The organism is Algorimicrobium algoritergicola, from assembly GCF_008086165.1.
Lineage (GTDB): Bacteria > Bacteroidota > Bacteroidia > Flavobacteriales > Flavobacteriaceae > Algorimicrobium > Algorimicrobium algoritergicola.
Genome location: NZ_VSKL01000004.1, coordinates 103180 through 125544, shown reverse-complemented (window position 1 = coordinate 125544; position 22365 = coordinate 103180). Strand labels below are relative to the sequence as shown.

General features: G+C 33.7%; 18 protein-coding genes. 10 read left to right on the top strand and 8 right to left on the bottom strand.

Going from position 1 to position 22365, the window contains the following annotated elements; all coding sequences use genetic code 11:
* Nucleotides 1–3 precede the first annotated feature (3 nt).
* The 6 genes from ES675_RS11190 to ES675_RS11165 all read left to right on the top strand — a co-directional run bounded on the left by ES675_RS11190 (nucleotide 4) and on the right by ES675_RS11165 (nucleotide 6136).
* Complete coding sequence (locus tag ES675_RS11190) at nucleotides 4–591, top strand: DUF2911 domain-containing protein (protein ID WP_066253055.1); 588 nt, start codon at nucleotides 4–6, stop codon at nucleotides 589–591.
* Nucleotides 592–627: 36 nt separating this feature from the next.
* The gene (locus ES675_RS11185; protein ID WP_066252990.1) at nucleotides 628–1119 is read left to right on the top strand and encodes a DUF305 domain-containing protein; all 492 of its coding nucleotides are present in this window, start codon (nucleotides 628–630) and stop codon (nucleotides 1117–1119) included.
* Nucleotides 1109–2887, top strand: a complete 1779-nt coding sequence (locus tag ES675_RS11180; protein ID WP_066252993.1) for an efflux RND transporter periplasmic adaptor subunit — start codon at nucleotides 1109–1111, stop codon at nucleotides 2885–2887. Before ES675_RS11185 ends, ES675_RS11180 begins: the two co-directional genes overlap by 11 nt.
* 41 nt (nucleotides 2888–2928) lie before the next feature.
* Entirely contained in the window at nucleotides 2929–3381 is a 453-nt protein-coding gene (locus ES675_RS11175; RefSeq protein ID WP_066252995.1) for a heavy-metal-associated domain-containing protein, read from the top strand.
* Between the two features lie 245 nt (nucleotides 3382–3626).
* On the top strand, nucleotides 3627–4919 hold the full coding sequence (locus ES675_RS11170) for an aminopeptidase P family protein (RefSeq protein WP_066252999.1): 1293 nt from the start codon (nucleotides 3627–3629) through the stop codon (nucleotides 4917–4919).
* A gap of 8 nt (nucleotides 4920–4927) precedes the next feature.
* Nucleotides 4928–6136 carry a M24 family metallopeptidase gene (locus ES675_RS11165; protein WP_066253002.1) on the top strand — a complete coding sequence of 403 codons (1209 nt, stop codon included), beginning with the start codon at nucleotides 4928–4930 and terminating at the stop codon, nucleotides 6134–6136.
* Nucleotides 6137–6251: 115 nt separating this feature from the next.
* Here the strand turns inward: ES675_RS11165 and ES675_RS11160 are convergent, their stop codons facing one another.
* From ES675_RS11160 to ES675_RS11145, 4 genes are all read right to left on the bottom strand, one after another.
* The gene (locus tag ES675_RS11160) at nucleotides 6252–7565 is read right to left on the bottom strand and encodes a S28 family serine protease (protein WP_066253006.1); all 1314 of its coding nucleotides are present in this window, start codon (nucleotides 7563–7565) and stop codon (nucleotides 6252–6254) included.
* A gap of 211 nt (nucleotides 7566–7776) precedes the next feature.
* Nucleotides 7777–8394, bottom strand: a complete 618-nt coding sequence (locus ES675_RS11155; protein WP_066253009.1) for a response regulator transcription factor — start codon at nucleotides 8392–8394, stop codon at nucleotides 7777–7779.
* Between the two features lie 17 nt (nucleotides 8395–8411).
* Nucleotides 8412–11486, bottom strand: a complete 3075-nt coding sequence (locus ES675_RS11150) for a ligand-binding sensor domain-containing protein (RefSeq protein WP_066253011.1) — start codon at nucleotides 11484–11486, stop codon at nucleotides 8412–8414.
* 244 nt (nucleotides 11487–11730) lie between these two features.
* Nucleotides 11731–13986, bottom strand: coding sequence for an FUSC family protein (locus tag ES675_RS11145; protein WP_066253014.1), 2256 nt, complete (start codon nucleotides 13984–13986; stop codon nucleotides 11731–11733).
* 141 nt (nucleotides 13987–14127) lie between these two features.
* Between ES675_RS11145 and ES675_RS11140 the strand changes: the two genes are divergently transcribed.
* Entirely contained in the window at nucleotides 14128–14988 is an 861-nt protein-coding gene (locus ES675_RS11140) for an OmpA family protein (protein WP_082985940.1), read from the top strand.
* A gap of 89 nt (nucleotides 14989–15077) precedes the next feature.
* Complete coding sequence (locus ES675_RS11135) at nucleotides 15078–15416, top strand: DUF4870 domain-containing protein (protein ID WP_066253021.1); 339 nt, start codon at nucleotides 15078–15080, stop codon at nucleotides 15414–15416.
* A gap of 104 nt (nucleotides 15417–15520) precedes the next feature.
* Here ES675_RS11135 and dnaN read toward each other — a convergent pair whose 3' ends face one another.
* From dnaN to ES675_RS11110, 4 genes are all read right to left on the bottom strand, one after another.
* Nucleotides 15521–16639 carry a DNA polymerase III subunit beta gene (gene dnaN, locus ES675_RS11130; protein WP_066253252.1) on the bottom strand — a complete coding sequence of 373 codons (1119 nt, stop codon included), beginning with the start codon at nucleotides 16637–16639 and terminating at the stop codon, nucleotides 15521–15523.
* Between the two features lie 130 nt (nucleotides 16640–16769).
* Nucleotides 16770–19154 carry a gliding motility-associated ABC transporter substrate-binding protein GldG gene (gldG, locus tag ES675_RS11125; RefSeq protein WP_066253255.1) on the bottom strand — a complete coding sequence of 795 codons (2385 nt, stop codon included), beginning with the start codon at nucleotides 19152–19154 and terminating at the stop codon, nucleotides 16770–16772.
* Between the two features lie 202 nt (nucleotides 19155–19356).
* Nucleotides 19357–19653, bottom strand: coding sequence for a putative quinol monooxygenase (locus ES675_RS11115; RefSeq protein ID WP_066253257.1), 297 nt, complete (start codon nucleotides 19651–19653; stop codon nucleotides 19357–19359).
* A gap of 3 nt (nucleotides 19654–19656) precedes the next feature.
* Nucleotides 19657–20493 carry an SAM hydrolase/SAM-dependent halogenase family protein gene (locus tag ES675_RS11110; RefSeq protein ID WP_066253260.1) on the bottom strand — a complete coding sequence of 279 codons (837 nt, stop codon included), beginning with the start codon at nucleotides 20491–20493 and terminating at the stop codon, nucleotides 19657–19659.
* Between the two features lie 110 nt (nucleotides 20494–20603).
* On the opposite strand from ES675_RS11110, the gene ES675_RS11105 reads away from it, so the two are divergent.
* Nucleotides 20604–21557, top strand: coding sequence for a PhoH family protein (locus ES675_RS11105; protein WP_066253264.1), 954 nt, complete (start codon nucleotides 20604–20606; stop codon nucleotides 21555–21557).
* Between the two features lie 193 nt (nucleotides 21558–21750).
* Nucleotides 21751–22263, top strand: a complete 513-nt coding sequence (locus ES675_RS11100) for a hypothetical protein (protein ID WP_148367451.1) — start codon at nucleotides 21751–21753, stop codon at nucleotides 22261–22263.
* Nucleotides 22264–22365 lie beyond the last annotated feature (102 nt).

The following is a 22365-nucleotide window of genomic DNA, read 5'->3' as shown; positions in this document are numbered from 1 at the left end:
AATATGAAAAATTTAATTGTAGTACTAGTAATGGTGTTTTCCGTTTTAAGTTGTAAAAACGAAACAAAACAAACGGAGAAAAATAATCATAAAAATCATGTTACAACTTCAGAAAAAGATGAAGCACCAAAAAAGAAAGTATTAAGTCCACATACGACTGCCATGGCAATGATTAACAACGCTCATATTCATATAGATTATTCGTCACCAGGCGTTAGAGATAGAATTATTTTTGGAGGTTTAGTGGGTTATGACCATGTTTGGCAAGCTGGTGCACATATGGCAACTTGGATAGAAACTGATAAAGATTTGGTTATTTTCGGAGACGTACTACCAAAAGGAAAATATGGTTTTTTTACAATTCCATCTAAAGATCAATGGACGGTCATGATTAATAAAAATTGGGACCAGCATGGTAAGGATGAGTATGATGAAAAAGATGATGTAATTCGATTTAAAGTAACGCCTGATATTTCTGAAAACATTCAAGAACACCTAGAATATAAAGTCACTAAAACAAGTGATAATTCTGGTGCAATAGGTATGAGTTGGGAAAAGGTGAAAATTGAATTTCCATTTACGGTTAATTAATTTAAAACGAAATAGTAATTATAAAACTAAAAAATTATGAATTCACAAGAACACAACAAACAGAAAAGCGGTATGAAGAATTATACTAAATTCTTCTTAATGCTGGGTTTGTCATTTATAGCTATGTACATCACCATGTATTTAAACACGTATGCAATCGATCATGTTTATTTTAGTATGACTCGTTTTTATATGGTGTGTTTAGGGATTTCAACTATGGCAGTCATCATGTGGTTTTTTATGCGGAACATGTATCAAAATAAAAAGAAGAATATTGGTATTCTCGTTGGGAGTTTTATACTTTTTATGAGCGCATTAGGTTTGGTAAGAGCACAGGCACCCATTGTAGGGGACCTACTTTGGCTAAAAGGTATGATTCCACATCACTCAATTGCCATTTTAACTAGTGAGAGAGCAGCTATTCAGGATCCAGAAGTTAAAAAATTAGCAGATGCTATTATTGAAGCCCAACGAAAAGAAATTGAACAAATGAAAGTCATGATAAAACGATTAGAAAATGAAAAATAATAAAGCTGTCATTTATGTTGGTTTACTTGCTATAGGGATCCTATTTGGCTGGTTTCTTTTCAGTGGCACATCCAACAACGAAACAGAGCACAATCACGATGCCGTAGCAGAAACGAATCAAATGTGGACCTGTTCCATGCATCCACAAATTATGCAACCTGAACCTGGCGATTGTCCTATTTGTGGTATGGATTTAATTCCTGCCGAAAGTAGTGCCGATGGTTTATTAGCAGATCAATTCAAGCTCACTGAAAATGCTCTGGCTTTGGCAAACATTCAAACATCGATTGTAGGTAATGGAAAAACAGAAGATAATACCCTTAAATTATCTGGAAAGATTATTGCCAATGAAGAAGCAAATGCCGTACAAGTCAGTTATTTTTCTGGGAGACTAGAACGTCTTAATGTGAGTTTTACAGGAGAAGAAATTAAGAAAGGACAACTATTAGCAACCATTTATTCCCCAGAATTGTATGCCGCACAACAGGAACTTATTACAACGTCGTCTTTAAAAGAGTCGCAACCTGCATTATACAAAGCAGTTCGAAACAAACTGAAATTATGGAAATTGTCTGAAAACCAAATCAATCAGATTGAAGAATCGGGAAAAGTACAAGAAAACTTTCCTGTATATGCTACGGTTTCTGGTACGGTTTCAGAAAAACTGGTAGAACAAGGCGACTATATTAAGCAAGGTCAACCGCTACTTAAAATAGCCAATCTCAATACGGTTTGGGCGAGTTTTGATGTGTATGAAAATCAAATTGATTTATTTAAAAAAGGTCAAGATATTTCTATAACGACTAATGCAAATACTAATGAAGAAATTAAAGCAAAAGTCGATTTTATAAACCCCATTTTAGATACCCAAACACGGACTGTAAAATTAAGAGCTGTACTTAACAATACAGATAATACGTTCAAACCAGGTATGTTTGTTGCAGGGCACATTAAGGGTGTTGCTTCAACTAAAGACCAAATGTTGACGGTTCCATCATCAGCCGTTTTATGGACAGGAGAACGTTCAGTCGTGTATTTAAAAACCGATCCTAATCAACCTGTTTTTGAAATGCGCAACATCACTTTAGGCACTAAAATAGGCGATAACTATCACGTTTTAGAAGGTTTAAATAATGGCGACCACATTGTAACTAACGGCACGTTTACTGTTGATGCAGCCGCGCAATTACAAGGAAAAAAATCCATGATGAATAAGACAGGTGTTAAAACGTCAACTGGTCACGAAGGCCATCTTGGAATGGAAGGTGCCGCTTCAGAAGATCAAAAATCTCATTTCAATTTGAATGAAAGGGTAAGCGTTTCAGAAGCATTTCAAAATCAATTGAAAACAGTTTTTAATGATTATATCCAATTAAAAGATGCTTTGGTAAAAGATGCTTCAAAAGATGTAGAAGTAGCATCAAAAAAACTAATAGATAATGTATCTAAAGTGGATATGAAACTTCTAAAAGATAATAACGCTCATAACCATTGGATGGCCTTACAAACAGAGATTAAGGCTGCAGCAATAGCCATTTCAAAAACAGCAGACATCAAGGAACAACGAAGCTATTTCAAAAACTTGTCCACACAATTAACCAATGCTATTGAAGTGTTTGGTATCAATGAAAAAGTGTATCATCAGTATTGTCCGATGGCCGATAATAACAAAGGCGCCTATTGGTTAAGTAAGGAAGAAACCGTTTTTAACCCTTATTTTGGGGATGCCATGTTAACTTGTGGTGACGTAAAACAAGTAATAGAATAAGTAAAACAAGTAATCAATAATTAATAATTAAATTTTAAACTATGAATTTTTCAAACAAACATGTAATTTTAGGTGTAGCGCTACTAGCAGCTATAGGTTTCACAAGTTGTAAAAACGAAGCGAAACAAGAAACAGAAACACCAACAACGGAAGTATCACAAGAACTAGCCATGGCAGACCTATCTTTTGGAGTGAGAGGAAATTGTGGGATGTGTAAATCCACTATTGAAAAAGCCGCGAATGGCGTGGAAGGTGTTGCAAGCGCCAATTGGGACGTTGATAAAAAGAAAATTGACGTGACTTTTGATGATACCAAAACAGATGCCATGGCGATTCATAATGCCATTGCAGCATCGGGTTACGATACTGAAAAAGCAACGGGTGATTTAGATGCCTATGAAAATTTACCAGGCTGTTGTAAATATGACCATGATATGGAAATGAACCAATCTGGTGACATGAAAGCAGAAGATCATACTAATCACGACGGTTAATTCTTAAATAATGAAAAAAGGCTGACTAAAACTTATATTTTAGTCAGCCTTTTTTATATAAAAACGTACGCATATTTTCTTGAAAAGCTTAATTCGCAGCAACGCATTACACGACTATAAAAGTGGGAGATGAGCGCCTAATTTCAGTATCAATACCAGCGCAACGGATTGCTATTTTCAAATAAAAAGACTACTTTCGATTTTATCCATTTTATAGCTACTTTATATCTACACAAAATTTCAATATGAGATACGAATCCATTCAAAACACCTTATTCAAAAAAAACAGAAAGAACTTTATTTCTAAAATGCAACCAAACACCATGGCTATTTTAACATCTAATGATGTAAAACATAACAATGCCGACGATGTTATGGGATTTACTCAAAACAACGATTTATTTTATCTCTCTGGAATTGATCAAGAAGACACTATTTTAGTGCTTTATCCTGATGCCTACAAAAAAGAAAATAAAGCCATTTTATTTATTAAGGAAACCAATGAGCAGATAAAAGTTTGGGATGGTGAAAAACTCACCAAAGAACAAGCAATAGAAATTTCAGGGATTGAACGCGTAGTGTGGGTTCAAGATTTTGAAATGACTTTACAATACATGGCTTTTGAAGCCGATGGGTTTTATCTTGGACATAATGAACATTTAAAACGGGTTACAAAAGACCAAGAAACGCAACAAGACAGAATGATTAAATGGTGTAAAGAAAAATATCCTTTGCATGATTATTATCGCGCTGCGAAAATAACGAGAGCGTTACGGCCAATAAAACATGAAGAAGAAATTCTTCAAATTAAGAAGGCCGCAGCTATTAGCGTCGTTAGTTTTATGCGTGTTTTAAAAGCGTGTAAACCAGAGATGAAGGAATACGAGTTGGAAGCCGAATTATCCTATAATTTAATACAATCTGGCGCAACCCGACATGCCTTTAAACCCATTGTGGCTTCGGGTAAAAATGCCTGCGCTTTGCATTATAATGCAAATGATGCTTTATGTGAAGCTGGCGATATGATATTATTAGATTTTGGCGTTTGCTATGCCAATTATAATAGTGATACAACCCGTTGTTTTCCGGTAAATGGCACATTTTCAGAAAGACAAAAAGAAGTCTATTCTTCTGTTTTAAAGTGTTTAAAAGAAGGGCGTAAATTATTAAAACCTGGTGTTTTACCTTCAGATTACGAAACTCAAATGGCGCGATTGGTGGAAACTGAATTGATAGCTTTAGGGTTATTAAACGCTGATGAGGTTGCAAATCAGGACCCAGAAAAACCCTTGTATAAAAAATATTTTATGCATGGTACTGCGCACCATATTGGATTAGACGTGCATGATGTTGGATTGTATTCGCGTCCTTTAGAAGCGGGAATGGTACTCACTTGCGAACCTGGAATTTATATTCCTGAAGAAGGTATTGGTTGCAGATTAGAAAATGATTACCTCATTACGGAAAATGGAACTATAAATTTAACAGAAAAAATGCCAATTGAAATTAGTGATATTGAAGCATTAATGATCAAATAAAAAATAAGATGATAGGAATAGGAGGATCAACAATAGAAGCAGAGTTAAACGCTATAAAACCAACAGCACATTTAATTAAGCCCATAGAAAAAGAAGAATTTCAACAACGCATAAACAAAGCTTGTCAGTTAATGCAAGATCAAAATATACCAGCGATGTACTTGAATGCTGGCGCCAATTTATTTTATTTTACAGGCATGAAATGGAGTGCTAGTGAGCGCATGGTAGGTGCTTTATTATTTCCAAATGGAACCCTTATTTATATAGCTCCGGAATTTGAAAAAGGAACCATATTAGATTTTATGTTGATTGACGGCACTATTGCATGTTGGATAGAGCATGAATCGCCGTACAAACTATTTGTAGACATTCTGAAAAATAATGGGGTAGAAGCTGGCGACATTGCGATGGATGAATCCACACCATTTTTTGTAATTGATGGCATTAAAAATGCGCAAAACTCCTATACTTTAGTCAACTCAAAACCAATTACGGCAGGCTGTAGAATGGTAAAGTCTGAAACAGAAATTGCTATTATGCAACATGCTATGGATATTACGCTGGAGGTTCAAAAAGCGACAGCTAGAATTTTACGCGTGGGGATTTCAGCAAAAGACGTAACCGATTTTATTCACGAGGCCCATAAAAAGCATGGTATTCCAACTGGCTCTTATTTTTGTATCGTCTTGTTTGGAGTCGATTCCTCTTTTCCACATGGCGTCAAATCGCCTAAAAATTTAGAAGAAAACGACATGGTTCTAATTGATACCGGGTGTATGCTTCATGATTATCTTTCGGACATTACCAGAACCTATGTTTTTGGAACTGCTAATGAGGAGCAAACCCGTATTTGGAACATTGAAAAAGAAACCCAGTTAGCCGCTTTTAAGGCGTCTCAATTAGGAAATACCTGTGCAGATATTGATAAAGCAGCTCGAGTTGCTTTAGAAAAACATGGTTTAGGTCCTGATTATAAATTACCGGGATTACCACATAGAACCGGTCATGGTATTGGTTTAGGAATTCACGAATGGCCCTATATTGTTAAAAACGACCACACGGTTTTGGAGCCTGGCATGACGTTTAGTATTGAACCTATGATTTGCGTGCCAGATGCTTTTGGAATCCGTCATGAAGACCATGTATATATGACAAACTCGGGGCCTAAATGGTTTACTCAACCTATACACAGCATAGACAACCCTTTTGGTTATTAATTTAATTGTTTAATAATAAACCATTAGATTTCCATTTTATATACAAATAATCAGACTTCTATTTCGCCTTCTTTTCGGGAGGCGGAATAGTTTTCATTTTTTACGTAATGGAAAGCTAATCGGCTAACCATCCATCTATAATGGTATAAATTTCTTGTTTCGTTTCTGGCTTAAAACTATTGATTCTTGTGGTGTGACTCCCTTTAGGATTTACAAACTTATAAACGGCTCTTTGTGAAGCGTCTTCTGTAAGCTCTACGGCCGTTGCACTCCAAGAATCGTATTCGCCATAAATAAACAACATATCTTGAGCCGAAGTATCTAAAAAGGTTTTAATATCCTGCATCGGTTTTAAGTTATAGGCTTTACTAATGCCTTCAGGAAAAGCCCAATCGAATTTATAAATTTCTTCGGTGTTTAAATACGTTTTAAATGGTGCCGTTTCATAACCATAAATGCCTTGTTCGGTTAATGCCGCCCAAAAATAAGGTTGTAAACCGGTAACAGATTGCTTTTCAAAAAAACCATAACCAACCACATCTATTAAGTGCTTGTATAGTTCTTCCACTTTCACACTTCCAGAAGGAATACTATCAACCGACGTTCCCCATTGCCAAAAGGCGAATGAATATTCTAAAATAGTATAATCTATGGCCTTTTCAACGCCAAATTCCCAAGACAACTCTTTTTCCTGACCAACTTTTTTCATTATTTCTAAAAGGGCGTTTCTATTTTCAAAGCATAGATTTTGAAAGGCCTTAATTTTCTCACGATCTTCTTTTGTGCCTACATTTTTTAAAAACGAATACACTCTTGGGTCTTCACGCTGATAATTTAACGGTCCCACATAACAGACGCTGGCATCAACATTCTTTGGAAAATAACTTCTGTGTGCCATGGTTGTTTGGCAGCCTTTAGAGATTCCTGTCGTAACAAACTTCGCGTTGGGATAGAGCGCATTTTTAATTTCACTAATAATAAAATTTTGGTCTTTTGCCGCATTTTCAACGGTTAAGGTATTCCAGTCAATATTTTCGGGACGCGAATTATTAAAATAACGGTGCTCAATGCTTAACTGATTTGCTTGATAATGATTTGCCAATTCTCCCGCTTTTTCAGAACCAATACCATAACCTTGAAGTTCTACAATTACGGGTTTGTTTATATTTTCGAAACCTAAAAAAACACGTTGCTTAAAAGTGCCTTTCGTTAAATCATTATGATCAATGGGTTGCTGAAACCAAATTTCATAATTTTCATCAAAATGGCTAACCGCTTCTCTTTTTTCAATACGTACCACATTTTTTAGAGTTGCTAACTTCTCGAAGGTTGACGTTTCAACAGTCGATTTAGTAGCAATTTGAGATGTTTTACAACTAACAAATACTAGGGCAGTGGCTATTATAATATAGGCTTTGGTCAATTTCATAGTTGTGGTGTTTAGGCTTATTTTATGTTTTAATAATATAAAGTTGTTACAAATTTCACGTTCTAAATATAATTATATTATAATCATACGTGCCTCAACTTTTAGTTTCAACAGGACTTTAACAAATTAGAAAAACGCGTTGATTTCACATGATGAAACCCTAAATTAAGATTAAAAAACTTTAAAATAAATTTCTTTTTATTACATGACATTAATCACTCAACACATACAACCTAGAGGTTAATGCAAAATTAATTAACTCGCCAATGGTTACCAGGTCCAGTTTTTTTCTAATATTTTGTTTGTGTTTTTCAACGGTTAGTACGGAAATATTTAGGGTAGCGGCTATTTCTTTACTTAATTTACCAGAGGCTAGGACGACCAAAATTTCCTTTTCACGCTTGGTTAGTGTTTTCACTAAAGCCGCATTCGCATCGGAAGGTTCCATATTTTCCTGATATTTCTTATAGTTTAAGAGTGCCAAATTTATGGTTAATTTCAGCTGATTAAGATTAAACGGTTTAAGAATATAGGCAAATGGCATTGTTTTTTTTGCGCGCTCCACGATGTCTGCATCTGAATAGGCGGTAAGATATACCACGGGAATTATTGTGGTTTCACTGATTTTTTCTATAATGTCTATACCATCCTTATCCGATTTCAGGTTGATGTCTGAAATAATCAAGTTGTAATCATTTTTTAAAAATAGAGCTATGGCACTTTCATAGTTTCTTGCCACATCTATTTGAGCAAATTGATCTTTGTTTAAGGACAATTGGAGATCCTTGGCTATTATCAATTCATCTTCTATTAGTAATATGTGTAACATAATTTTACGTGCTTTACTTATAAATTTTTTAAGGGTATGTTTATTATATTTTTAGTTCCAAAATGACTTTCTATATTTAAAGTTCCATCTACTTGTGTTACCATATCTCGCACTAGATCCAGTCCCATGGAATTGGATTTGGTATCGTTTTCCGTGTAACCTTTGCCGTTATCGTTGACTATTAATGTCAAAATAGTGTTGTTTTCTGTACAGGTTATGGTAACCAAATTATCTTCGCTAAATGTGTTAAATGCATGTTTAGATATGTTTGTTATTAGTTCGTTTAAAATTAAACCGTATACCGTTGTATTTAAATTATGTAATTCAAAGGGCTTAATTTGGTATTGCATTCTAAATTTTAATTGTTCCGATTCGCCCAAGGCCTCTAATATGTTATTACACAAATTAATCGTGAATTTTTTTATTTCTATAGTCTTGGAATCCAGTTTAAGAGCATCTTCCACAAAAGCAATGGCCAAGATTCTGTTTTTTGCAACTTGTAAGGCTTCATGCGCCACGTCATCTTGAATATGTCGTGATTGTATGTTTAATAAACTAGACACAATTTGTAGGTTGTTTTTTACGCGATGTTGTAATTCACGCATCAGGAATTTAATATTTTCTCTTTGCGAAATTGAAACTTCATATGCTTCATTTAATGCATCGTTTTTAGCTTGTACTTCTTTTGTACGCGCTGTAACGGTCTTTTCTAATAAGTGCTTCTCTTGATTTAAGCGATAGGTTTTGTAGTAGTAGAAACCGAAAATTGAGCTTAGAAGTATAATTAGAATTATTATATTAAAAAGGGTGGTTTGATACCATGGCGGTACAATGGTGAGTTGCATGGTGTCTTCATGAGGACTCCAAATTCCATTTGCATTAGTTGCTTTAACTTTAAAGGTATAGGTTCCTGGATTTAGGTTGGTATAAGTAATGTTTTTGTTTTTGGTAATGGGTCTCCAGGATTCATCAAATCCTTCCATGTAATAGGCATAATCCACTTTGTCAGAATTGATGAAATTGATAGCCCTATAATTAAACGTTAATACGTTTTCGTCACTCTTAAATTCCATTTTGTTACTATATAGGTCATTTCTATTTATGTCTGTATTAAACAACTCAATAGATTCAATATGTACTTTTGGTAAAAACGGACTTGTTTTTATGGTGGTTGGCTGGAATATATTGATGCCATCTATACCGCCAAAATAAAACGATTCATGGGAATCCTTAAACCCGGCTTTACCATTAAATTCATTATTCTGCAACCCGTCACTTTGGGTATAATTTGTAAAGGTGTTGTTGTTTGTGTTCAGCACGGAAATACCATAATTGGTGCTAAGCCAAATATCATCCTTATCATCCACTATAACGGTGTAGATAAAATCGTTAGGAAGGCCCTTTTGTTTATAGTATATGGTGGTTTTTAAGGTCTTGAAATCTAATTTTGTTAGGCCAACACTGGTGCCAAACCACATGTTTCCTTTTGAGTCTTCAGCGATACCGAAAATACGGTTACTACTTAACTTTTTGTTATTTTCATCTTCGGCTGTAAGTTTTTGCGCGTGTCCGTTTTTATCTAACCTAAAAACACCTTCATCTGTACCTAACCACAAATTGTTTTTTGAATCTACGAATGATGTTCGTGCTCTATTCAACGGTTTATTATTAATACGGAATTCCGAAAAAGTATTGGTTTCTATATTGTAAATATACAGTCCACCAGACCATGTAGCTACTAGAAGTTCAGTTTTAGAACGTGGTGTAACTTGAATAACATCACGATCTGATATGTTGTTTTTTGCACCTTTTACTTCTAAAAATCTATCGCTTTCTGGATTATATTTTAATAAACCCGTGGTAAATCCACCAGCCCAAATAGTACCATTAAAATCTTTGATTAAGGTGTAAATTAATTCGTCTTTATGATTTTGATACTGCTTAAATGTTTGTGTTTTGAAATCATACTTAATAATACCTACAGTGCTTCCTATCAGTAAAGTGGAATCTTTAAGAGGAAGAAATTGAAAGGTGCTTATTTTTTTTGAAGCTGAAAAATCAGGTATTTTTAACTTGAGCGTTTTAAATTTTTCGCGATAGCTATTAAAATGAAACAAACCTTCGCCATCTGTAGCAAACCATAAATTCCCTTCTTTGTCACCTTTAATATCATTGATTTCAATAGGTGTGAAACTCATATTATTTTGATCAACAAACACATGTTTTACCAAGTTTTCTTGTTGCATAAAATAAGTATAAGATCCTGTATCTGTACCAATTAAAATCCGATTATTTTGGCCTAAATAAAAACAATTAACGCCATCATTATTGATAATAATGTTTGTTTTATTTGTTTGTAAATCATAACTATAAAAACCTATATCTGTACCAATGTACATGGAGCTATCTTGAATAAAGATTGCGTTATGTGAGCTGTCATCTAGCATATTGAAGTTGCTTATAACGTCACTTTTAATATTGTAATTTAAAAGGCCGGATGCCGTAGTAGCCAAAATATAATTTTCGTTATCAAGCGCAAACACATCTTGTACGTAATTTTCAATCTTGCTTTTTGGTAGGTTCTTTGTTTTAAGTGTTTTATTTTTTCGGTCGAAAATCATGAACGAATTCCGAAAAGAAAACAATAGTGCCTTTTTGCCTAAAGGGCGAATTTTATAAGATGTATTCGTATTTAAAACCTCCAAATTTTTTGAAAGCTCAATAAATTTACCTGTGGATAACTTCAAACCAAAAATACCTTTGGAGTTGGAGGCTATAAAAAGTGTATCGTTTGCTATAAATAAATCCCTAGCGTGATCTTCTGGTATGCTCAAGGAATTCAAAGGGTTGTTGTTGTAGACTTTAAAATCAGCACTATTATAACGGTGTAAACCATCTTCCGTAGCTAACCAAAGATAATCCAAATCATCTTGAACCAAGGCTTTTACATTAAGCTGTATTAAACCTTCTTTTTGGCCTATTTGTTTAATTTTCAACGTGTCTACTTGCACATCATTTTGACCTACAGCATAAAATACTGTAGAAAATAGAGCAAAATAAAGCGTGTATTTTTTAAACAACTTATGAGACATAGGGACTGTTAAGTAACAAAATTTTGAACTGAATATAAAAATAATCTACTTATAATTAAGTATATACTTACAAATATATGTGTGAGACCTTTATCATTTTATAGTATTAGAAAGGATTTTTTATTTCTTTAATAGTTCTTTTTGTTCCTAATTGATTGTATTTGTTAATTTGTCAATGTAGTCTGAATACTTTTTTTAATGGAATGCAGACCATGGTTGTAAGAATAATAAGGTTTGGTCCCGTTTATACGCTTTTGCTATAAACCTCTTGGTAGCGAGTTGTAGCTTTCTTTAAATTTTCAGATAAGGTTTTTAACCAAATAAGTTGATTGGATATTAAATAGGCTTCTTGCAATTGGTTTAAGGTATCCGTATCGATTTCAGTATTGCCTTCTTGGATATCTCTATCACGTAAGCAAGATAAATTCTGATAGGCTCTTAATAAGGATTCTTCAGCACGGATTACCGATTTCTCATTTGGATTATTAGCAGGAACAACGCCTTCTAATACCTCGCAGGACTCATGCAGGTTATCCACAATGTTTAATAATACGGCATCAAACTGTTCAGAAGCTTTTGTGGTATTATGATTTAGAATAAAACTACCAATAGACGCAATAGCGGAAACCATGGTTTGGTTTAAGGTTACTAAATTATAAATTAATTGAAATTCCTTCTGCTTTGATTTTGGGTCTTGTGTTAACCTCTGAAAAGCTGCATTCAGATTGCTAATGGCTAAAAACACTTCTTTTCTAGCAATTTTATATGCCAACTGATTTTCATTTTTATCATGATATAAATCTTTAGTGGCTAATAAGTAAATTTTATTTTTTTGAACTGTGCTTAATAATACATCTTTTAAATTATTACTTTCCCAGCATGGCCATAAAAAATAATTAGCAATTACAGCAATACTTGCACCAATAATGGTGTCTATTATTCGGTATTGAATAACTTCAAACGTATTCGGATTCATTAATGAATACACAAAAATGATATTAATAGTCAGGAATGCAGCTCCAGACTTATAGTTTTGCTGAATTAAAGCAAATGTTAAGGTTAATGATATAATAGCTAACACACCATACACCATGATATTTTGGGTTATTAATACAATACCAATGGCAAAGGCTGAACCAATAAGCGTGCCTATAATACGATCTTTGGAGCGCTCTTTAGTTAAACCGTAATTGGGCCTCATAATCACAATAATGGTTAATAGAATCCAATAGGTATTATGAATATTAAAAACTGTTCCCAAAATAAAAGCAAATACAATAGCCACTGTAAATCGAAGGGCATGACTAAATAATGTTGAATTGAAACTTAAGTTTTGGAGAATAACATTAAAACGATATTCTTGAAGCGTTAAGAATTGCTTGGCATCTTGACGTTTTAATGACACTTTAGAAGCATGTTGTACGTTTGCCATGACACGTCTGATAGATCGTATTTCTTCCAGTAAAAGCTCTTGATAATCATAATGATTCCGCAAAAGAAGTGAGCCTTCTAGGGCTTTTGGAAGTTTAACATCGTTAACATAATCTGTAATAGCTTGACGTGCATTTGCAAGTGCTTTTAATAAATTATCTCTATTAGGCAGCTCATCATTCTGAATTAATAACTCGGACAGCTTAATTAGGTGGTTGCCCATTACGGTATTCAATTTTTTAGCAGCTTTAAGATGCTTTTTATTGCTGCCAAACAATCTGTCTAATTCATTGTAATCTAAATGCTTTGCCTCAATGAGTTCAAATATATTTACAGATGATATAAAGATTAACACTTGTTTTTCATCGTAATGTGAGCGACCAGATCGTTTTCTTCCTGTAAAAAGTACTTCTCTTAAGGTTTCGTGTTTCTCATTAATTTGCGTTTGAAGTAAAAAGGTTTTCTGTATGAGCTCTTCTCGTTTATTGCTTTTCGTTAATAGCCTTGCTCGTAGTTTTAAATAGTCGCCAATAAGTAAAAGCGTATCCGATAGGAGTTGGTTCTCTTCTTTTTTGGGTGCTAATTTTTGAAATAGGTAGGACACCAATAAATACCAAAGTCCACCAATTCCCATGAGTCCAATATGTATGAAAATTTCTTGTGCTGTTTCTTTCTCAATTGCAAATGCCAGTACCATAGCAAGTAATCCTGAAAACGACACCAATGAAGCGCGGAACCCATAAACCGAAATAAAGGATACAACAAATGATATAACGGCCAGCGCAATAACTAAAAGTGGGAGGTATGGTTTTAGAAATAAAATGATAGCTGTAATTAGCATGGTTAAACCAATACTAATTAATATGGCATTTACTTTTCGTTTTATACTGCCAGCAATATCACCTGGTGCATTTAAAAAAGCACCAATTACTATGGCAGGCGCAAATTCAAAATAGCCTATAAAATTAAGTGCTATTAGAGGAATTAAAACAGCAAAAGTAATTTTAAGACCTCTGTAAAAATCGGAGCCTTTTAAAAATAGCTCTATGTTCGTTAGGAATTTTTTCAATATTATAATTTCTTAAGAGCAAAGGTACTTTAATTATTACGAGATTTTTTACCTATTAACTTTGCAGTTAAAGTAATAAATGCAACTCAAATTAAATATGATACCCTATTTTTAGTGTTCACAAGTTAAAATATAATTTTTATGAGATTAATGATTGTCGGTTTATATTTATTAGGGAGCTTTACCATTTTAAATGCCCAAGAGTCTAACATTTTAAACGATACTTTAGTTTTCTATTACAAAACGGACGCTTATAAATTGTCCTCAAATCAAGAAACAGAAATACTGAATTTTTTAACCAACAAAAAGTTACTAAAAATTAAGGTTGAAGGATTTGCGGATTATGTTGGATCTGATACAAGTAATCATGTATTGGCATTTAAGAGGGCAGAAAATATTAGTGACTTTATAATTAACGAACAGTTTATAGATTCTATAAGTGTTTTTTCAAAAAGCGAACAACCCAAGCCTAAAAACTATAATGAATATCAAGGTAACGCAATGGATAGAAAGGTTATTTGTTATGTCATGTACTCTAACAATTTGCTCGCAGAAAATGATGTTAGTTTGCCAGATTCATCGGCCAATTATCTCGATTCAATCAATCAATTAGAAGTTGGTGAGCGGATTGTACTCCGTAATATCTTGTTTTATTTAGGAATAGCGGTCATTATACCAAGTTCATATTCCGAATTGTTATCCCTTAAAGAAGTTTTACTTAAAAATCCAAATCTTGTTGTAGAAATTAGAGGCCATGTGTGTTGTGGTGTTATTCCAGAAACGTCAGAAGATATGCCTAAACCACAGCAATCAGATTCTAATCTGAAGTTATCGCGTAATCGTGCATTTGCTGTTAAAAATTATTTGATTGAGAATGGGATTGATGCTAATCGAATACGTATAAAAGGTATGGGGTTTTTGGAGCCGCTTTACTATCCAGAAAAGAATGATAAGGAGCGTCAGCTTAACAGACGTATTGAGTTAATTGTATTAAAAAAATAATTATAAACTCTATAATTTTTATGTAATACTTGTAACATTTGTTAGAGTTTCACGTCCAATCAATACATCAATTAAAATACAAAATCATCATGAGAGAAGATAATCAATTATTAGTTTTAACCCATTTAAGTCAACTACTAACGTATATTACAGGTTTTGGCGGACTTATTGTGCCACTTATTATTTGGGTGACTCAAAAAGATAAAGTGTTTAAAATGGACGAACAAGGGAAGAAAATAGTCAACTTTCAAATCAGCATGTTTATATATGCTATTTTAAGTATTCCAGCCATTATATTATTAGGATTAGGCTTTTTAATGCTTATTATAATTGGCGTTATTGCTTTTGTGTTCCCTATAATAAATGCGATTAAAGCAAGTAATGGTGAAGTAACTAGTTATCCGCTTTCTATTACGTTTATAAAGTAATATTATAAAGTTTTTTACTAATTAACTTGTATAAAAAAAACCACAACATTTGTTGTGGTTTTTTTTATTTATTAGAGATTCCTGCTCTTTAGAAGGAATTTGTGTTAGTTATTCAACATAACAGGCATTACCAACATGGTTACATTTTCGCCTTCATCTAAACCATCAACAGGTGTTAGAATTCCAGCTCTATTTGGTAAGCTCATTTCTAACTGCACATCGTCACTGGTTAGATTGTTTAACATCTCCGTTAAGAAACGCGAGTTAAAACCAATTTGCATATCATCACCTTGGTAATCACACGTCAAACGTTCTTCTGCTTTGTTTGAGTAATCAATATCTTCAGCAGAAATATTTAATTCAGCACCAGCAATTTTTAAACGAATTTGGTGTGTTGTTTTATTTGAGAAAATACTCACACGACGAACCGAGTTTAAAAACTGATTACGATTAATGACTAATTTGTTTGGATTCTCCTTTGGGATTACCGCTTCATAGTTTGGATATTTTCCATCGATTAATCGGCAAATTAATTCTACGTTTTCAAATGTGAACTTCGCATTCGAATCGTTGTATTCAATAGTCACATCATCATCACTAGCGGCTAAAATACCTTTCAATAAATTTAAAGGTTTTTTCGGCATAATGAATTCGGTAACTTCTGATGCTTGCACATCTGCACGCGAATATTTGACCAATTTGTGGGCATCCGTCGCTACAAAGGTTAAACCTTCCGTAGAAAATTGAAAAAAGACACCACTCATTACTGGACGTAAATCATCGTTTCCTGCAGCAAAAATAGTTTTGTTGATAGCCGTTGCTAAAATATCACCATTTAAGGTTGTTGCTGTAGCATCTTCTAAAGTCACTGGTTTAGGAAACTCGGCACCATCCGCATAAGCCAAAGCATATTTACCGTGATTAGAGCTGATTTCAATCGTGTTATTTTCTTCAACCACAAAAGTTAAGGGTTGCTCTGGAAATGTCTTCAACGTATCTAATAATAGTCTTGCAGGAACTGCAACGCTACCACTATTATCACTTTCCACTTCTAGTTTAGAAGACATAGTTGTTTCTAAATCACTAGCTGATATAATTAATTCCGTTTGGTTTAATTCGAAAAGGAAATTATCTAAAATGGGTAAGGTGTTTGAACTGTTTATAACACCGCCAAGAACTTGTAATTGTTTCAGTAAATAGGTACTTGATACTATAAATTTCATCTATGTAAAATGCGTTTATGTGTTCAATAAGTTAATCATACAAATATATCCTAAACCGGTTAATTTAGGAAACAAACTTATTAACAAATCATTCCCTCGAAAAAGGGAATTTCATCCTGAAATTATTAGCTTATCTGGCGTATTTTCGCCTCCTAAAAAAGTTGAATAAAAATCCGAAAACAGCTAGAAACACTAGAGGTAAGACGATATTTATAATTTGCCATTTTGTTTTTTCGTCCGATACTTTTTGATAGTCTAAAAAGGCAATAGAAATATCTTTTGATCGAATGTTTATAAGTCCACTATCATCTAAAAGGTAATTAACGGCATTCAGTAAAAAATCCTTGTTGCCATAATTTTGTCCGGTCCAACGATCAAAACCTAATTCCAAAGGCCCATTTCTGCCAACATCGTTTTTAATCACATCACCATCGGCAATCACAATCATTTTGGTTGGAACACTGGTGTTTTTAACATCAGAAACGTTAAAAGGTTTCACACGATTATTGTAAACAGATGTAAAATTCCCCTCTAATAAAACGGCCAAATTTTGAGGCCCATTTATATAACTATTTGGGTCTGGCTCTTCGTTTGTCATGTCTAGACTCACTTCACGAGGTGTGCCATCAATTTTGGTAAGTATGGAACTTTGTAACAATATCGTTTTTTGAACATCGTTTTTCAACGTGTCAATTTGATTGGCAAAATCGAATTTTATTAAGTTCAAATTATTAACAATCGGATGCTTGGATGTGGCAGTTACCAAAGGTGAATAATACCATGGTAATTGTTGAAATTGCGACTGGCTGCCATCTCCAGTTGCCAATGTAATAGGCGCGGAGTAGAGATCGTTTATTAAAACAGGATTGATTCGCACACCGTATTTGAAAAAGAAATCGGTTAAATTCAAATCGCGAGCAACCGCAATGTTTTTTCCTTCGGCATTAAATAAACTATCCTGCTCAATAACCACTCTATCTAACAACCACAGGCTTTTTCCACCCGACATGGTAAATTGATCCAACACCAATTTTTCAGCTTCTGTAAACGCCTCGGTTGGTTTGGCTGAAATAATTAAATCGTAAGATTTTAAATCGTCCAACGTTTTTTGTGGTGTGCTTTGAACGCTATCCAAGGTAAAGGCAGCTATGTAATAATAGTCTTTTATTGTTTTTGCAAAGTCGAAAATTTGCGCATCCTTCAACTGATTATTTCCTTTAAGAATAGCAATTTTACGACGTTTTGGATTCACCAGCTTGCTTAAACCATCTGCAAACGCATATTCTAAATGCTGAATGGAATTGCTAGCCAATTCTTGAACATCAGCGCCGATTTTATTTTTAATTAAAGGAATTTTAATGGTTACATCATTATAACTTGCCAAAGCCCAAGGAAAAATAACTTCTTGACTAGATTTCCCTGCATCTTGAACGGTAACTTGCATGGGTTTTAAACCACGTTCATTTAGTTTCTGAATACTTTGTTCACGTGTTTTATCATCTTCTAACGGGTTGATAAAATTGAAATAAATTTGACTGTTTTCCGATTTAAACTCTTCTAAAAGTTGACGTGTTTCCGTTTGTAAGCGTCTGAATTCTGAAGGGAGATTCGTTCCATCTAAAAACACATCAATAATAATAGGCGATTCCACCGATTCTATAATGCCGCGAGATGCTTGACTTAAGGTATAGCGTTGGTCTTTTGTTAAATCAAAACGCTCATAAAAATTATAGGTAAAAATATTCAACACGAGTAAGCCTAAAGGAAGTACTACTAGCGTTGTCAATTCTTTTTTGTGAAATGGTTTGGTGGTTATAAACCGAACTGTAAACACCAAAAACACTAAAATAATACTGATAAAGTAAATTAAATCGCGCGTATCAATAACACCACGACTAATGCTTTTATAATGTGCACTCATACCGAGTTGGTCTATAAAACTACTAGACATAAAATCGGCAATACCTTCTAAACCTATATAAAAGAAGAAACACAGAAATACAGCAGAAATAAATGCCACTATTTGATTGTCTGTTAAACTAGATGCAAATACACCAATTGCCGTATATGCTGCTGCCAAAAATAATAAGCCTAAATAGGAGCCAAACGTACTCCCAAAATCAATATTTCCTACTGGATTTCCTAATTGATAAACCGTGTAAACATAGAGTAATGTAGGAAGTAACGCTAGGACAATTAGTATAAAAGCGCCTAAATATTTTCCTAAAACAATTTTAAATAAACTGATGGGTTTGGTGACTAATAGTTCTAATGTTCCTTGTTTTTTTTCGTCTGAAAAACTCCGCATAGTAACAGCCGGAATTAGAAACAATAGAATCCAAGGTGCTAATAAAAAGAAGCTAGACAAATCAGCAAAGCCGTTATCTAGAATATTAAATTCGCCTATAAATAGCCACAAAAATAAGCCGTTTAAAATAAGAAAAATGGCAATCACTAAATAGCCAATCGAGGAGGCGAAGAAGGCATTTATTTCTTTTTTGAGGATTGCAAACATGCTATTTTAGGTATTAGGTATTAGGTATTAGGTATTAGGTATTAGGTGTTAGCGGTGAGTAAAATAAAAATAAAATTTCTTTTGTATTGTCCTTTTCAAAAACCAAATTCACTATTCACTATTCACTATTCACTATTCACTATTCACTATTCACTATTCACTATTCACTATTCACTATTCACTATTCACTATTCACTATTCACTATTCAAGCGTTTCCAACTTGTCAACACTCCAAGCTTCGGGTTTCATATTAAACATGGGTTTCGTTACAGACCATATGCTTTTAAATAAATCGGAATGCCTGTAATTTTCTAAATCGTTTTCACTTTGCCAATAACTATACGTAAAAAACACATTTGTATTGTTTTTATCGCGGTATAATTCTAAAAATTGGCAACCTTCAAAATCACGAATAGCTTGTTTATTTTTATGGAAATTTTCTAGAAACGTATCAATATGTTTCGGTTCAAAGCCCAATTTTACAATACGTACAAACATATATTATTCTTTTAAAAAATTAACTGTAACAGTATCCATAAGTTCCAAGCCTAATAATGATGAGGCACTACCTGTGGTGTTCGGATTGCTCTTATAAACGGCAATTTCCAGATAACTTGAGGAATTAAAAACAACCATTCTATGGCCTTCAATATTCCGTATTTCCGGCGCTTTACTAAAATCTACCACATCACTATATTTGTTGTAAATTTTATTGAAGGTTTTGTTTCTGGCGGAAATTTCAAACGTACGACCTAGTTGCACTTTTTCAAAAAAGGCCCGTTTAATATTTGTTATAACATTCCCGTAATTGTCAATATAAATAATATGACCAATTATTTGTGTGCGTTCATCATTAACAAACGGAATGATATTTTTTATGGGTTTTATGGTGTCTATTACTTTTCCAATCACTTCTAAAGTTCCGCCACGAGCAATATGGCAGGCTACTTTTACAAACACATCTAAAACCGGAAAACTGGTTATAATAGCATCGTGAATATTAATTTCTACAATTTTCTCGGGTGCTATTTCGGCACAAATCATACTCATAATCCCATTGTTGGCACAAATAAAATAATGACCATCTAGTTTTACGGCTATATGTTTATTCTCTTCGTTTAATTCTGAATCCACACCAATGATATGGATCGTTCCTTTCGGGAAACTACTAAAAGCGTTTAAAATAATATAAGCCGCTTCAGGAATACTAAATGGTGAAATGGAATGCGAGATATCAACAATTTTTACATCCGGTAATTCGCTATAAATAGCACCTTTGGTTGCGCCTGCAAAGTGATCTCTCTCCCCAAAGTCAGTTGTTAATGTAATGATTGCCATTTAGAATTGTTGATATTTTTTTAACCTAATACGAAATTAAAATGTGTATTTTTGTTTAAACACAAAACTAATAAAACTAAATAGATTAATTTAATTAAATCGCCTAGCTTTTGAACGAAATCATAATAGAACTTGAAGACGTATCACCAAAGGATTTTTTTGGTGCACAAAACGTTAATATAGAACTCCTTAAAAAGTATTATCCTAAACTTAAAATTGTTGCCAGAGGAAATAAAATTAAAGCCTATGGCGATGAAGATTTACTGGAAGAATTTGATAAGCGTTTCAATATGCTCATGGAGCATTACATGAAATACAATAAGATAGATGAAAATGTTATTGAACGCGTTTTAACCAGTGAGAGCAAAGCGGATTATGAAACCAGTGCAAGAAGTGGCGAGGTAATTGTCCATGGTGTCAACGGCCGATTAATTAAAGCCCAAACAGCCAATCAGCGTAAATTGGTAGAAAGCATGCGTAAAAACGATATGGTTTTTGCTATTGGTCCAGCTGGAACAGGGAAAACATACACGGGTGTGGCTTTAGCGGTTCGCGCTTTGAAAAATAAAGAAGTTAAACGGATTATCTTAACGCGTCCTGCGGTTGAGGCTGGTGAAAATTTAGGGTTTCTTCCAGGCGATTTAAAGGAAAAATTAGATCCATACATGCAACCTTTATATGATGCTTTACGCGATATGATTGCACCTGAAAAATTAGCGCATTATATTGAAAACGGAACGATTCAGATTGCACCTTTAGCTTTTATGCGCGGTCGGACCTTAGATCATGCATTTGTAATTTTAGATGAAGGTCAGAACACCACACATGCCCAAATGAAAATGTTTTTAACACGTATGGGTAAAGATGCCAAATTCTTACTAACAGGAGATCCTGGTCAAATAGATTTACCAAGACGCACCATTTCCGGATTAAAAGAAGCCTTGCTCATTTTGAAGAACGTAGAAGGTGTGGGCATGATATTTTTAGATGATAAGGATGTGATTCGCCATAAATTGGTTAAGAAAGTTATTGAAGCTTATAAAAGTATTGAGAACGTAGATTAGTTTATTATTTCATTGATATGAAAGCCAGTTTTTTAACTGGCTTTTTTTATTGCCCTGTTTTGTATTGATAATCAGTTTGTTGTGGTGTTTGTTTGTGGTGGTTTCTTATAATTCTATAAACATTGCCTTAAATGCTGTAAGATATTTCTCTGTGTATTGTTGAACTTTGTACTCTAATCAAAAAAGAGACAAAATGAAAAAATTATTTTTAGTAGCATTATTATTTGGATTTAGTCCAATTTTCGCACAAGATGACAATGTAGAACTAACACCAGATAATTCCTGGTTAAAAGTAGGTTTAACAGGTGGAATTCCTGTTGGTGATGCTAGTGATGCATCGTCTTTTACTTTAGGCGCAGACATTAGAGGACAATATTTGTTCAATCCAAATGTAGCTATTGGTTTAGCATCAGGTTATACCCATTATTTTGGTAAAGACAATGTTGAAGATTTTGGCGTTATTCCAGTAGCTGGTTTCTTTCGCTATTACTTTACGCCAAGTGGCCTATTTTTAGGTGCTGATGTTGGTTACGGTTTTTTAGCCAATATTGATAATAATGATGGTGGGCTGTATGTAAACCCACAAATTGGTTACCATAACCGAGATTGGAATTTTTATGCGTATTACCAAAACACTTTTGCAGAAAACGATTTAGATTTGCAGAACGTCGGTGTTGGCGTAACGTATAATATTAGATTCAACTAAATCACGCATATTTTAGATATACTTAAAAGGAGAAATTAATTTTTCTCCTTTTTTTATTTAGATTTGTTTCGCGATTGTAAACAAATTACTTTTGTGTCACAA